This window comes from Ancylobacter tetraedralis (assembly GCF_014195655.1).
GTDB classification, from domain to species: Bacteria; Pseudomonadota; Alphaproteobacteria; order Rhizobiales; family Xanthobacteraceae; genus Ancylobacter; species Ancylobacter tetraedralis.
The window spans coordinates 34656-48540 of record NZ_JACICD010000001.1 but is presented as its reverse complement, the minus strand read 5'-3'; the positions used below and the strand labels follow the sequence as shown (position 1 = coordinate 48540).

12 protein-coding genes are annotated in these 13885 nt (G+C 69.8%); 2 read left to right on the top strand and 10 right to left on the bottom strand.

Annotated elements, in window-relative coordinates; translation table 11 throughout:
* Nucleotides 1-38 precede the first annotated feature (38 nt).
* The 5 genes from FHS55_RS00240 to FHS55_RS00220 are packed head-to-tail and all read right to left on the bottom strand — an operon-like array spanning nt 39 to nt 5842.
* Nucleotides 39-662, bottom strand: coding sequence for a DUF3726 domain-containing protein (locus FHS55_RS00240; RefSeq protein WP_183187685.1), 624 nt, complete (start codon nt 660-662; stop codon nt 39-41).
* Nucleotides 659-2338 (bottom strand): hypothetical protein, encoded by a 1680-nt coding sequence (locus tag FHS55_RS00235; RefSeq protein WP_183187684.1) that lies wholly within the window; start codon nt 2336-2338, stop codon nt 659-661. The genes FHS55_RS00240 and FHS55_RS00235 overlap by 4 nt, the downstream gene beginning before the upstream one ends.
* Nucleotides 2335-3372, bottom strand: a complete 1038-nt coding sequence (locus tag FHS55_RS00230) for an Ldh family oxidoreductase (protein WP_183187683.1) — start codon at nt 3370-3372, stop codon at nt 2335-2337. Before FHS55_RS00230 ends, FHS55_RS00235 begins: the two co-directional genes overlap by 4 nt.
* A complete protein-coding gene (locus tag FHS55_RS00225) occupies nt 3369-4391 on the bottom strand; it encodes a membrane dipeptidase (protein WP_343055926.1) in 1023 nt (340 codons plus the stop codon). Before FHS55_RS00225 ends, FHS55_RS00230 begins: the two co-directional genes overlap by 4 nt.
* Nucleotides 4388-5842 carry an aldehyde dehydrogenase family protein gene (locus FHS55_RS00220; RefSeq protein ID WP_183187682.1) on the bottom strand — a complete coding sequence of 485 codons (1455 nt, stop codon included), beginning with the start codon at nt 5840-5842 and terminating at the stop codon, nt 4388-4390. Before FHS55_RS00220 ends, FHS55_RS00225 begins: the two co-directional genes overlap by 4 nt.
* A gap of 102 nt (nt 5843-5944) precedes the next feature.
* Here FHS55_RS00220 and FHS55_RS00215 point away from each other — a divergent pair, with 102 nt between their 5' ends.
* The gene (locus tag FHS55_RS00215; RefSeq protein WP_183187681.1) at nt 5945-6907 is read left to right on the top strand and encodes a LysR family transcriptional regulator; all 963 of its coding nucleotides are present in this window, start codon (nt 5945-5947) and stop codon (nt 6905-6907) included.
* A gap of 69 nt (nt 6908-6976) precedes the next feature.
* Here FHS55_RS00215 and FHS55_RS00210 read toward each other — a convergent pair whose 3' ends face one another.
* From FHS55_RS00210 to FHS55_RS00190, 5 genes are all read right to left on the bottom strand, one after another.
* Nucleotides 6977-8494: a tripartite tricarboxylate transporter permease gene (locus tag FHS55_RS00210; RefSeq protein WP_183187680.1), complete on the bottom strand. Its 1518-nt coding sequence runs from the start codon at nt 8492-8494 to the stop codon at nt 6977-6979.
* 4 nt (nt 8495-8498) lie between these two features.
* Nucleotides 8499-9002 (bottom strand): tripartite tricarboxylate transporter TctB family protein, encoded by a 504-nt coding sequence (locus tag FHS55_RS00205; protein ID WP_183187679.1) that lies wholly within the window; start codon nt 9000-9002, stop codon nt 8499-8501.
* A 278-nt stretch (nt 9003-9280) separates the two neighbouring features.
* Complete coding sequence (locus tag FHS55_RS00200) at nt 9281-10282, bottom strand: Bug family tripartite tricarboxylate transporter substrate binding protein (RefSeq protein ID WP_183187678.1); 1002 nt, start codon at nt 10280-10282, stop codon at nt 9281-9283.
* A gap of 104 nt (nt 10283-10386) precedes the next feature.
* Complete coding sequence (prpB, locus tag FHS55_RS00195) at nt 10387-11322, bottom strand: methylisocitrate lyase (protein ID WP_183187677.1); 936 nt, start codon at nt 11320-11322, stop codon at nt 10387-10389.
* A gap of 12 nt (nt 11323-11334) precedes the next feature.
* A complete protein-coding gene (locus FHS55_RS00190) occupies nt 11335-12786 on the bottom strand; it encodes a bifunctional 2-methylcitrate dehydratase/aconitate hydratase (protein WP_183187676.1) in 1452 nt (483 codons plus the stop codon).
* A gap of 254 nt (nt 12787-13040) precedes the next feature.
* Here FHS55_RS00190 and FHS55_RS00185 point away from each other — a divergent pair, with 254 nt between their 5' ends.
* Complete coding sequence (locus FHS55_RS00185; protein WP_183187675.1) at nt 13041-13733, top strand: GntR family transcriptional regulator; 693 nt, start codon at nt 13041-13043, stop codon at nt 13731-13733.
* The last annotated feature ends 152 nt before the right edge of the window (nt 13734-13885 follow it).

Here is a 13885-nt window from a genome sequence, read left to right as displayed (position 1 = left end):
CCGAAGGGCGTGAGCCGAAGGGCGCGAACCCACCCGCATCAATCGTCGTCCGTACCGCCGCCCCCGGCGCCACGGATGCGCGAGCCCTCCGATTCCGGCACGCAGGTCTTGAGTGCGTAAGCCTGCAGCACGCGTAGATCCGCCTCCTCCAGCGCGGCGCGCCGGTGCGCGGGCCGTGCGGGCGAGGGAACATCGTCGGTGCAGGCCACGCGCGACTGGCCCTCCGACCGCACCCCGCCAGGCTCATCACCAGCCAGTTCGCCCAAAGCCGTCAGCGTCCACGCCCCCTCGCGGGAGGTGAAGCGCACCGGCCGGCCCGCGAGACGCGCGGCACGGGCGGCGAAGGGCAGCAGCAGAAGCGGAAACGCCACGTCCGGCAGATCGACCATGGTCCACGCGCCCGCCTCGTCCACCAGCCAGCAGCCAGTGGCGAGCGGGCAGGCCGGAGCGGTCGCCGTCAGTTGCCCGTCCACCACGCGCGGGCGGGCGAGCGAGTCATGCACCCCGAGGAAGGCGACCAGCATCGGCGCAAAGGCAAGGCCGCTGCGAGCGAGCCAGCGCGCCGCGCGGCCCATCTCGTCCGCCTCGCCCCAGCTGCAGCCGGCCCCGCGCGCTGCCTTGGCCGCCAGCGTCTCTACCTCGTTCAGCGAAAGATCCATCATGCCGCCTCCCCCGCCGACAATTCCTCGGGAAAAGGCGCGCCACGGAACATCGAGATACGCAGCCAGCGGTCGGAACGCGGGTCGAACTGATCGGCACCGAAAAAGGCCAGCTTGCAGCGCAGCAGGTCGATCGGCCGCAGCGCCGCCGAGAGCAGGTTATCGCGCACCTCGCCATAGAGATGGTCGCGCGACAGCAGCAGTACCCGCTGGATGACATGGCGCCAGTCCGGCCGCTCCAGCACGATCTCGGCCACGGTGCGCTCGGGCGGCAGCGTGCCGAGATAGGCCTTGAGGCGGGTGACGTCGCGGGCGATGGCAAGCGGCTGTTCGCGATCGGCGCCCGGCTCCTCGCGGCGCTCGCCGAGGCGCGGCTCCAGCTTGTCGGCCGAGACATACCAGAAACGCGCATCGCTCATCGGATCGGCGAAGTCAATCCGGCCCGTCCAGCCATAGGCGTCGTCGATGCGCGCCAGCAGGTCACGTGCCGGCAGGGTGCCGCCCATGTGCCAGAGCGCGTCCTCGTCCACCGCCATCGTCTCGGTGAGATCGTCCACCAGCGCGCCGAACGGCTCGATCAGCAGCGCCGCCGCATATTCGCGGGCCTCCATCCCGAGCGCCTCACACGCGAAGCGGTAGAGCCGGTCGCAGGGATGATCGAGGCCCGGATCGAGCCGGGCGGCCGCCTCGTGCAGGCGATCGAGATCCGCCCGCAACCCGGCGATGCGCGCGGTCTGCACGGCATCGATGGTGGCCCAGCTGCCGGCCACCTCCCGCGCGCGGTCGATCGCGGCGAGGAGCAGCCGGTGATCCTCGGGGGTGATGGCGGGCAAGGCGCGCACGCGCGCCAGCGCCGTCTCGCGCGCGTGGATCCAGGCATGCAGCAGCGTGGGATGGCGCACGAGAAACGGCGCCATGCCGAGGCCGGTCGAATTGCCCACGCCGATGCGCCGCCGCAGACGTGGCTCCAGCGCCACCGCCCGGTCGCCACCCAGCGCGCGGGCGCAATGCTCGGCCAGATCGAGGGTGAAGGAGCGGATCAGCCAGACCGTGAGCATCTCGGCCTGGAAGGGCCCGCCCAGTTCGGGCCGGTCGCGCAGCACGTCGCGATCGGCGATGCCGAACTTGCCGTTGCCATAGACGGCGGTGGTGCGCATGAGATAGCCGACCGCCTCGATCGCCGCCTCATCGGGCATCGCGCCGCGCGCCAGCCTCGCCACAAGACTGTCGAACAGCCGCACGCTCTTGTTGGCGCGCGAGAGCGTGAGTTCGCGCGCGGTGAACCGCCCCGCCTCCTGGCGCGGCACATTGGCCTCCAGCCGCTCGATCTCGGCCGTGTCGGGCACGCCGTCATAGAGCGCGTAGGAGGTGTCCCACGCCTCGGCGATCACCCGGTCGGTGCGGCGCTCGTCCTGCAGGTAATGCGCGAAGGCGACCAGACAGTAGCTTCGCGCGCCGGTATCGACGCGGTAGACCGCCCGGCCATAGCCCTCGGCATCGATCTCCCAGAGCGGGCGGGTGAAGCGCCAGCCCTCCCGCGCGGCCCGCCGCATCAGCGTGCGCAGGAAGCTCAGCCGCGTGGGGTGCGAGGCGCCCAGGCACTCGAGCCGCATCACCTCGTCGGGCGCGCGAAGCGCACGGGTGGGCGCGGGAACGGGCGCGGGAACGGGGCGGTTCATGACGCGGCCTCTCCCCCGTCCCGCGGCGCCAGCAGCGCGGTGCAGCGCTCAAGCGTCGCAGCATTCACGGCAATGCCGGCCTCCGCGCTCAGCCGCCGCGCGGCTTGCTTGCGGGCGCCGGGGCGGCGGGCGCCCTGCTCGTCCATTGCCGCGAGCACGGTGGCGAGGCGCGCGGCGAAGGCATCGTCCGAGGTCGCCACGGGGTCGATGGCGAGGAAGAACTGGCCGGTGCGGGGCGGCCCGCCGGCCGGACTGGAGAAGGGGCTGGCCGCGATGCCGGGCGTCGCGCCCGTCAGGCAGGCCGCCATCACCTCCACCAGCAGCGCCGCGCCGAAGCCCTTGTAGCCGCCGCTCGGCGCCATGCTGCCCTTGAGCGCGGCCGCGGCATCCGTGGTCGGCCGCCCTTGCGCATCCAGCGCCCAGCCCACGGGGATGGGCTCGCCCGCTCGGGCGCGCTTCATAACCTCGCTCTTGGCCACCACGCTGGCGCTCTGGTCGATGACGAAGGCCGCCCCGCCCGCGCCGTCCGGCACCGCGAGCGACCAGGGATTGGTGCCGAGCACCGGCCGCGTCCCGCCCACCGGCGCGATGGAGGCCGGGGCATTGGTGAAGCCGAGGCCCACCAGCCCGGCGCGGGCGATCTGCTCGGTGTGATAGCCCAGCACGCCGCAATTATAGGATTGATGCACCGCCAGGGCGGCCAGCCCGCGCCGGCGCGCCAGCGCCACCAGCGCCGGCAGGCCGAGCGCGATGGCGGGGTGAGCGAAGCCGCAATCGGCGTCGATGGAGATGACGGCATCGGCCGCCTCCTCCAGCTTTGGAACCGCGTCGGCCCGCACCTTGCCGCAGGCGAGATGCTCGCAATAGACCGGCAGGTACATCAGCCCGTGCGAGGCCACCCCGTCGCACTCTGCGGCGGCGATGGCGGCGGCCAGCGGCGCCGCCTGCGCGGTGCTGGCGCCATGGTTGAGGAGAGCGCCGAGCGCGAGGTCGACGATCTCCTGCCGGGTCATCCGGACGCTCGCATCGGTCATCGCGCGGCAAGGCTCCTGGCGGGGATGGCGGGCTGCGCGGCGGCACCGAAGCTCGCCCGCATGAAGGCGAGCCAGTTCAGGCCCAGCAGCTGATCGACCTCGGCCGCACTGAAACCGCCGGCGAGGAGACCGGCGCGCAAGGTGGGGAAATCCCGGTTGTCGCGAAAAAAGGCCGGCTGCGCGGGAAAGGCCGCTTTCCCCAGGCCCATCGCATCGGGATCGCCGAAGGTCCAGCGGCCGACCCGCATCCAGCGCACCACCTCGTCCGGCTGGTCCTGGCAGAGATCGGAGCCGATGCCGATATGGGCGACGCCGATCCGGTCGGCGAGGCGCCGGGCCATGTCGACGAAGCTCGCGCGCGTGCAGTCCGAGCCGTCCTTGAGATGGGCGGGATAAAGCGACAGGCCGACCATGCCGCCGCTCTCGGCCAAAGCGTCGAGCACACGCTCGGACTTGTTGCGCGCGGTGTCGCGCCACCAGCGCGGATTGGCATGGGTGATGGCGATGGGCCGCTGCGAGGCGGCGATCGCCTCCAGCGTCGAGCGCTCGCTGGAATGCGACATGTCCACCACCATGCCGAGCCGGTTCATCTCGCGCACCACCTCGCGCCCCATCAGGGTCAGGCCGGTATCCTCGGCCTCGCGCCAGCCGGTGCACAGCAACGACTGGTTGTTGTAGCTCAGCTGCAGGAAGCGCAGGCCGAGCGCATAGAGCGCCTCGACCAGCCGCAGATCACCCTCGATCACCGACGGGTTCTGCGAGCCGAAGAACACGGCCGTGCGCCCCTCGGCACTCGCGCGTTCTATGTCGGCGGCATCGCGGCCGGGCAGGATCAGGTCGGCATGCTCCGCGAAGCGGCGGTTCCAGGCGAGGATATGCTCGACGCAGTCGCGGAAGTTCTCGTGATAGGCGACGGTCGCGTGGATGGCGCTGACGCCGCCCTCGCGCATCTGCTGGAATATTCCGGGTGACCAGCGGCCATATTGCAGGCCGTCGACGAGGATGGGTCGCGCGCTCACGGGTCCAGCTCCCCGCCGGCGAACACATAGGACGTCTTGGTCTGGGTGTAGAATTCCACCGCGTGCCGGCCCTGCTCGCGGGGCCCGTAGCTCGACGCCTTCATGCCACCGAACGGCACGTGATAATCGGTGCCGGCGGTGGGCAGGTTCACCATGACGCAGCCGCTTTTCGAGTGGCGGCGGAAATGGTTCGCCCGCGCCAGCGAGCGGGTGACGATGCCGGCGGTGAGGCCGAATTCGCTGTCATTGGCGAGCGCCAGCGCCTCCTCATAGCTGCCCGCCGCGATGACGCAGGTGATCGGCGCGAACATTTCCTCGCGGTTGATCGCCATGTCGTTGCGCGTGCCGACGAAGACGGTGGGCGCCATATAGAACCCCTCGGTGGGGCGCTCCAGACGCACGCCGCCAGCCACCCGTTCCGCGCCCTCCCGCGTGCCGAGCGCGACATAGTCGAGATTGGCGGCGAGCTGGCCGGCGCTGACCACCGGCCCCATGGCGATGCCCGGCTCCAGCGCATGGCCGACGCGCCATTCCGGCAGGCGGGCCAGCAGCTTCTCGACGAAGGCGTCGTGCACCCCGCGGTGCACGATGAGCCGCGAGGCGGCGGTGCATTTCTGCCCGCTGCCGCCAAAGGCGGAATTCAGCGCCAGCGTCACGGCGAGGTCGAGATCGGCATCGTCCATCACGAGAAGCGGGTTCTTCGAGCCCATTTCCAGCTGGACGCGCGCGAGATGGCCGGCGGCGCGCACGGCGACCGAACGGCCGACCTCCAGCGAGCCGGTGAAGCTGATGGCCCGCACGCCGGCATGCGCCGCCAGGTAATCGCCGATGCGCCCGCCCGGCCCCATGACGAGGTTGCAGGTGCCGGCCGGCAGCTTCTGGCGGGAGATGATCTCCGCGAGCGCAAACGCGCTGGCGGGGGTGAGGTTGGCCGGCTTCCACACCACGGCATTGCCGAAGGCGAGCGCCGGGGCGATCTTCCACGCCGCCGTCGCCATCGGGAAGTTCCACGGCGAGAGGATCGCCACCACGCCCACCGGCTCGCGGCGCACGTCGATCTCGATGCCCGGGCGCACGGAATCGGCGGTCTCGCCCAGCTGGCGCAGCACCTCGGCGGCGAAGTAGGTGAAGAACTGGCCGGAGCGGCGCACCTCGCCGATGCCCTCGGCCAGCGGCTTGCCTTCCTCGCGCGACAGCAGGCGGCCAAGTTCCTCGGCGCGGGCGATCAGCTCCTGCCCGATGGCGTCGAGCATGCCGAGCCGGGCCTCCAGCGGCGTCGCCGCCCAGCGCGGTCCCGCCTGCCCGGCCGCCTCCACCGCGGCATCGACATCGGCGAGCGAGGCCTGCGCATAGAGGCCGACCAGATCCGACATATCGGACGGGCTGCGGTTCTCGATGGCCTCGCCCGACCCGTGCCAGGCGCCACCGATATAGTTGGCCTTGATATCCATGAAAACCTTCCCTGATGCCGCCATTTCGAGCGGGGAAAGGGGTTCGGTCAATCAGAAATCGTCGTATGTTTGTTAGACTAAACCGAACATGGAGCGGCGCCTATGTATTCCTTCCTCGCGCTGAAGGTGTTTGTCGCGGTGGTCGAGGCCCGCGGCATAAAAGGCGCGGCGGACCGGCTGGGCCGCACCGTTTCCACCATCTCGACGACGCTGAAGCAGTTCGAGGAGGCGGTGGGCGCGCCGCTGTTCGAGGGTGACCGCAAGAACCGGCTGACGCCACTGGGACGGCTGGTGCACGAGGAGGCGCGCGACCTCCTGGAGCATTACGAGCGCAGCTGCGCGGCGATCCGCGCCTACAGCGCCAATGAGGTCGGCCATGTTCATGTGGCCTGCGTGCCCTCGGTGGCGGTAGCGCTGCTGCCCGAGGTGATCCGCCACCTGCGCCGCGCGCCGCGCCCGATCGAGATCGAGGTGCGCGACATGGACAGCGTGTCGGTGACGGAGGCGGTGGTGGCGGGCGTGGTCGACGTGGGCGTCGCCAACGGCACCAGCCAGATGGCCGGCGGGCAGTTCACGCCGCTGTTCAGCGATCCGCTCGACCTCGTCTGCCGCACGGAAGATCCGCTTGCCGCCCTCGGCCGGCCGATTTCCTGGGACGACCTCGCCGGCCGGGTATTTCTCGCCCATCGCGGCTATGGGGCAATCCGCGATCCGCGCTTCCGCGCCATTGCCGGGCAGGCGCAGGTGACCGTGCGCAACGTGCTGTCACTGCTGGCGCTGGTGAAAGCGGATGTCGGCGTCACCCTGCTGCCACGCCTGTGTGGCCAGCCCAATGACCGCGCGCTGCGCTTCCTGCCGGTGGACGATCTGCAGGCGCGGCGCGTGGTCGGGCTGGTGGAACGCGGCGCCCGCATGCCCTCCCCGGCAGCGACGCTGTTCGCTCACGCCCTGCGCAGCGTCCTGATCGAGAAAGGCGCCGCGCTCGGCCTCGATATCCTGTGCGGTCCGGCCGGGAGCCGGGCAATCGCCACGGCACACGCCATCCCCCGGCCGGCCTCGCCCTGACGCCGGCCTGCGGAGGCCGCCGCCGACATGCAGGCAACGCGGACACGTTGCCCGACACGCGGGAGGCGGCTATTTGGCGGCCGCCTCCTCTTCGATCCGCCGCTCCACCCGCCGCATGCGCCGGAGCAGCAGCGGCAGCACCAGCACCAGCGCGGCAATGGCGAGCAGCGTGGCGGAGATCGGGGTCGAGACGAGCACGCTCCAGTCGTTCTGGCTCACCGCCAGCGCGCGGCGGAGCTGGATTTCCGCCTGCGGCCCCAGAATGAGGCCGATCAGCGCCGGGGCGATCGGGAAGTCGTAGACCCGCGCCATGTAGCCGATGAGACCCAGCCCGCACATCAGCGCAAGGTCCATCCACGAGGTCGACAGCCCCCACACACCGACCAGCGCGAACACCACGATGCCGGCATAGATATAGGGACGCGGGATCAGCAGCAGGCGGACCCAGATGCCGACCAGCGGCAGGTTGAGGACCAAGAGGATGACATTGCCGATATAAAGCGAGGCGATGAGGCCCCAGAGCAGGCCGGGATTGGTGGCGAATAGCAGCGGTCCCGGCTGCAGGCCGTAATTCTGGAACGCGGCCAGCAGCACCGCGGCCGTCGCGGTCGAGGGCAGGCCGAGCGTGAGCAGCGGCACCAGGATGCCGGCGGCGGCGGCATTGTTCGCCGCTTCCGGCCCAGCGACCCCTTCGATCGCGCCTTCGCCGAACTGTTCGGGATGCGGGCTCAGCCGGCGCTCCAGCGTGTAGGAGAGGAAGGTGGGGATTTCCGTGCCGCCGGCCGGCAGCGAGCCGATGGGGAAGCCGATCAGCGTGCCGCGCAGCCACGGCTTCCACGAGCGTGCCCAATCCTCCTTCGTCATCCAGACGCCGCCCGAGAGCGGATTCATCACCGCCTGCACCTGTGCGTTGCGGCTGGCGACATACAGCGTCTCGCCCACGGCGAAGAGGGCCACGAGGACCACGGTGAAGGAGATGCCGTCGAGCAGTTCCAGCGTGCCGAACACCATGCGGCTCTGCCCGGTCTGCGTATCGATGCCGATGGTGCCGAGCGCGAGGCCGAAGAACAGCGCGGTGAAGCCGCGCACGCGCGAGGTTCCCATCACCACGGCCACCGAGGTGAAGGAGAGGATCATCAGCGCGAAATAGTCCTCCGGGCCGAAGATGAAGGCGAGTTCGGCGATGGCGGGCGCGAGGAAGGTCAGCGCCAGCGTGCCGAAGGTGCCGGCGACGAAGGAGCCGATCGCCGCCGTCGCCAGCGCCGCCGCGCCGCGCCCGGTGCGCGCCATGCGGTTGCCCTCCAGCGCGGTCATCACCGAGCCGCTCTCGCCCGGCGTGTTCAGCAGGATCGACGTGGTCGAGCCGCCATAGAGCGCGCCATAGAGAATGCCGGCGAACATGATGAAGGCCGATTCCGGCGCCACCTGCGCGGTGACGGGCATGAGCAGCGCGATGGTCAGCGCCGGCCCGATGCCGGGAAGCACGCCCACGGCCGTGCCGAGCGCGCAGCCGACCAGCGCCCAGAACAGGTTGATCGGCTGCAGCGCGATGGCGAAGCCGGCGATGAGTTGGGTCAGCGTGTCCATGATGTCACCGGATCAGCGGCAGGAACGGGCCGAGGTCGATGCCGAGCTTGGAGAACATGAACCAGGCTCCTCCGCCGAGGGCGGCACCCACCGCGAGATCGAACAGCGTGCGATGCGAGCCGAAGGCGTGCGTCACCAGCGTGAAACCGACCGCCGCCGTGAGCGGAAAGCCCAGCCAGCGGATGGTCGCCAGCGGCAGCGCGACGCCGGCGAGGGAGAGCAGGAACGCGCGCCGCGAGGGCGGTGCGTCGGCATCGGCGTTTTCCTCCTCCTGCGGGCGGAACGTGACGCCCTGCCGGATCTGCACAAGGAGAAGGACACCGAGCACGACAAGGCCGACGCCGACGGCCGCCACCATGACCTCCGGCCCCATGCCGACAAAGGCCGTGGTCGACTGGATGCTGGTGGCGCCATAGATCCACACGAGGCCCATGGCCAGCACGGCAAGGCCGATCCACCACGGCCGGGGGGGAGCCGCGCCGCCGCGAGGCTCATCAATGGGGGGCATGCGCTGGCTCCATGGCCTGACGTGGCTGGCTGGTAATTGCCTCTCCCCGCCCGAAATCGGTTGCCGAGTTCGGTTCTGGCGAGGCCGAAGCCGGATCGATCCGGCTTCCGCGGAGAGGTGGCCCGCGAAGCGGGTCGGCGAGGGGCTACACGGGTGCGAAACGTCGAAGACCCCTCACCCCACCCTTCTCCCCCCACCCTTCTCCCCAATGGCGAGAGGGCGTATCGCCCGGTCGTCGGAACCCGCGCGCCGGCACGAACCGACGCGCGGGCATCGCGTCACTGGACGATGCCGACTTCCCGCAGCGCCTGCGCCCAGTTGGTCTCTTCGCTCTTGAGGAAGGCGATGAATTCGGGACCGGAGAGATAGGCGTCCTCCCAGCCCTGGTTCTTCAGGGTGGCTTTCCAGACGTCGCTGGTGTGCAGTTTGGCGAAGCGGTCCAGCCAGGCCTTCCTGCCGGCCTCGCTCATGCCCGGTGCGCCGACAAAGCCGCGCCAGTTGCCGATTTCGACCGGGATGCCGGCCTCCTTCAGCGTGGGCACATCCAGCCCTTCGAGCCGGGTGGGGCCCGAGACGGCGATGATGCGGATGCGGCCGGACTGGGCGAACTGGCGGAACTCCGAGGCGCCGGAGATCGCCGCCTTGATCTTGCCGCCGCCGAGCGCGGCGAGAATTTCGCCGCCGGAAAAGGCGACGAAGTTGATCTTGTTCACCGGGGCGCCGGCATGCTTGGCGAGCATGGCCAGCATCACATGGTCCGCGCCGCCCGCCGAGCCGCCGCCGACCGACAGCGCGCCGGGATCCGCCTTCAGCGCCGCGATGAAGTCCTGCGGCGTCTTGATCGGCGAATCGGCCGGCACGGCGATGGCGTTGTACTCATTGGTCAGCCGCACCAGCGGCGTGGTGTCGTTGAGCGACACCGGCGTCTTGTTGGTGATGACGCCGGCCACCATGATCACGCCCGTGACCAGCAGCGCGTTGTCGTCGCCCTTGGCGGTGCGCACGAACTCGGCAAGGCCGATCGTGCCGGCCGCGCCGCCCTTGTTGGTGAAGTTCACCCCGTCGGTGAAGATCTTCGCCTGGTTCATCGCCGCCATGGTCTGGCGGCCGGCGCCGTCCCAGCCGCCGCCGGGATTGGCCGGGATCAGCACCTTGGCCGGATCGGCGAGAGCGAGACCGGCGGACAGGGCGAGCGCGAGGCCGCCCGCCAGTCCAAGGGTCGCGCGGCGCAGGTGCCGTCTCAGCCGCGGGGTCGCGTCAGTCGTTTTGGCGTTGAGCATGTCGTTTCCTCATTCGGTTTCGCCGTGTCTTGCCCGGAGGATCCGGGATGCCGGCTTTGAGATTCCGCCGTGGCGGTGGAGCGGTGGCGCGGGCAGATGTCGCTTCAGGCCGCCCCTCCGCGCTGGGGCTGGCCGGTGGGGATGACGGTCTGCACGATCGAGGCGTCGAGCGCCTCATACTCGTGCAGCCCGATCAGATCGTAGAGTTCGGCGCGGGTCTGCATCGCCTCGATCATCCGATGCGTGCCACCGTCGTGGCGGATCGCCCGGTAGAGCGAAGCCTGCGCCTTGTTGGCGACGCGCAGCGCCGAGACCGGCCAGATCACCATGCGGTAGCCCATCGCCTCGAATTCCGAGGTGGTGAAGAAGGGCGTGCGGCCGAACTCCGTCATGTTGGCGAGCAGCGGCACGCCGGCCGGCATGCGCTCGGCGAAGGTGCGAAACATCTCCGCATTGGTCAGCGCCTCCGGGAAGATGGCGTCGGCGCCGGCCTCGAGATAGAGCCGGGCGCGGGCCAATGCCCCGTCCAGCCCCTCGCTGGCGGCGGCATCGGTGCGGGCGATGATGTAGAGGTCGCGCCGGGCGCGCGCGGCGGCGGCGACCTTGGCGGCCATGTCGTGCGCATCGGCCAGCTTCTTGTCGTTGAGGTGGCCGCACTTCTTCGGCAGGAGCTGGTCCTCGATATGCACCGCCCCGGCGCCGGCATCCTCGAAGGTGCGCACCATGTGCATCACATTGAGCGCCTCGCCATAGCCGGTGTCGCCGTCGACCAGCAGCGGCAGGCCGCTGGCCCGCGCGATCTGCCGAATGAAGAAGGCCACCTCGTCGACGGTGATGATGCCCAGATCGGGCAGGCCCATCGAGGCGGTCATCGCGGCGCCGGAGAGGTAGAGCGCCTTGAAGCCGGCCTCCCTGGCCTGCAAGGAGGCCATGCCATTATGCGCGCCGGGAAGTTCGACGATGCCACCCGCCTCCACCAGCGCGCGGAAGCGGCGGCCCGCCGGCTCCGTGGGAAGATCGCTGTTCACCAGATAGGGCATGGGACACGGCCTTCAGTTGGCGTAGAGATCGACATAGTCGTTGACCGCCATCGCTTCGAGCCGCTCCTGGTCGAGCGAGACGTCGAGAATGGCGCGCTGGCGCTTCTCGACAAAGCGGCGGGCGAGATTGGTGCGGAACTTGGCCTCGAGCAGCGGGATGCCGTCCGCACGCCGGCGCTTGTGGCCGATCGGATATTCCACCAGCACTTCCGGCAGCACGGTGCCGTCGGTGAGCACGAGGGTCATCGCATTGGCGATCGAGCGTTTTTCCGGGTCGTGATAATCGCGGGTGAAGGCCGGGTCCTCGACGCAGGTGATCTTCGCCCGCAGCGCGTCGATGCGCGGATCGGCGGCGACCGCATCCTCGTAGTCGGAGGCGGTGAGCCGGCCGAACAGCAGCGGCACGGCGACCATGTACTGGATGGTGTGGTCGCGGTCGGCCGGATTGTGCAGCGGCCCGCTCTTGTCGATGATGCGGATGCACGCCTCATGCGTGCGGATGCGGATCGAGGCGATGTCGGCGGCGCTGCGGCCCATGTCGGCCAGCGCGCCGTGCAGCGTCATCGCCGCCTCCACCGCCGTCTGCGCGTGGAATTCCGCCGGGTAGGAAATCTTGAAGAGCACGTTCTCCATGACATAGGAGCCATAGGGCCGCTGGAAGGCGAACGGCTTGCCGCGGAACGAGGCGTCGTAGAAGCCCCAGGTCGGCGCGGTGAGCACGGAGGGGTAGCCCATCTCGCCGGTCTGCGCGATCAGGGCGAGGCGCACGGCGCGGCTGGTGGCGTCGCCCGCCGCCCAGCTCTTGCGCGAGCCCGCGTTCGGCGCGTGACGATAGGTGCGCAGCGCCTGCCCGTCGACGAAGGCCAGCGACAGCGCGTTGATGATCTCCTCGCGCGTCAGCCCGAGCAGGCCGGCGACCACGGCGGTCGACGCCACCTTGACCAGGATCACGTGGTCGATGCCGACCTTGTTGAACGCGTTTTCCAGCGCGATGCAGCCCTGAATCTCGTGCGCCTTGATCATCGCGGTGAGCACGTCGCGCATGGTCGGCGGCGTGCGGCCGGTGGCGACCGCGTTGCGGGCCAGCCAGTCGGCGACGGCGAGGATGCCGCCGAGATTGTCCGAGGGGTGCCCCCATTCGGCGGCGAGCCAGCAATCGTTGAAGTCCAGCCAGCGGATCATCGTGCCGATGTTGAACGCCGCCTGCACGGGGTCGAGCTGATAGGGCGTGCCGGGAACCTTCGCCCCGTTCGGCACCACGGTGCCCGGCACGATCGGCCCGAGCAGCTTGGTGCAGGCCGGATATTCCAGAGCCTCCAGCCCACAGCCGAGCGTATCGATCAGGCAGTTGCGGGCGGTCTCATAGGCGAGAGAACTGTCGACACGATAGTTGAGAACGTAGTCGGCGATATCGACCAGAACACCATCAGGGGCCGGGCGTTCATTGTTGCTGTGGCTGGACATGGCGTTCTCTACGTCTCCCTTGGGCGCATTTTCGAGGCGACTGCCATCGCCGTCTTCCTTATAGTGTCGACAATTCTAGCCAAAAATCGACAAAAAACAAACGAAACTTGCATTACCTCGCACTCTGTGTCGACACTTTTGGCGATGAAGCGCTCCGAGCGCATGGCGGCCGGGGAAGGCGCATCGCGCGAGAAATCCGCTATAACGAAGGCAACCGCGCGCCGGCACGCGAGCGACGAGGAAAAGGTGTCGACATGTTGAACGCGGACGAGACCGAAGCAGCAGGGGATTCGCTGGGCGGCAGCGGCCTCGCCGCGCGCCTGTACGAGGATCTGACGCGAGCCATTCTCGCCGGCACGCTGGCTCCCGGGGAAAAGCTCTCGGAGCCCGCCATCGCCCGCTCCTTCGGCGCCAGCCGCGCGCCCGTTCGCGAGGCGATCCGCCGGCTGCAGGAGCGAGGGCTCGTCACCTATGCGGTCAACCAGGGCGCCCGCGTCGCCCAGCCGAGCGCCGCCGAGTTCCTCGCCCTGCTGGATGTGCGCGAGGCGATGGAGGGCATGGCCGCGCGGCTGGCGGCAACGCACATGGAGGCGAGCGAGGTCGCCACGCTGGAGGCGCTCGTCGCCGACCATCGCGGCGAGATCGAGCGCAATCCGCTCGGCGCCTATCTGCAGGATGATCCGGAGACCGATTTCCACCGGCGCATCGCCCGCGGCAGCGGCAACCCCATCCTCGCCGATCTGCTGTGCGAACAGTTCTACCCGCGCCTGCGCCTCTGCCGCCGGCTGCATCGCACCGTGCAGGGTCGCGGCCGCGAGGCCTGGAGGGAGCACCTGCGCATCACCGAGGCGATCGGCCAGCACGACGGGGAACTGGCGGAAATCCTGATGCGACGGCACATAAGAGCCGCCCGCGCCGCCCTGCAGACCGCCCTCGCAGCGCCGTGACGCGGACTGCCGGCGCAGCGATAGCGCGGGTGCGGACGATGGGCCGGCCGGCTTCCCCGCCGGATCAACGGTCGCGGACGCACCGACGGCGACCGGCCGTAAGGGCAATCCGCCCGCCCGGAATCGGCTCAGCTCGAACCGGACAGCTTCCG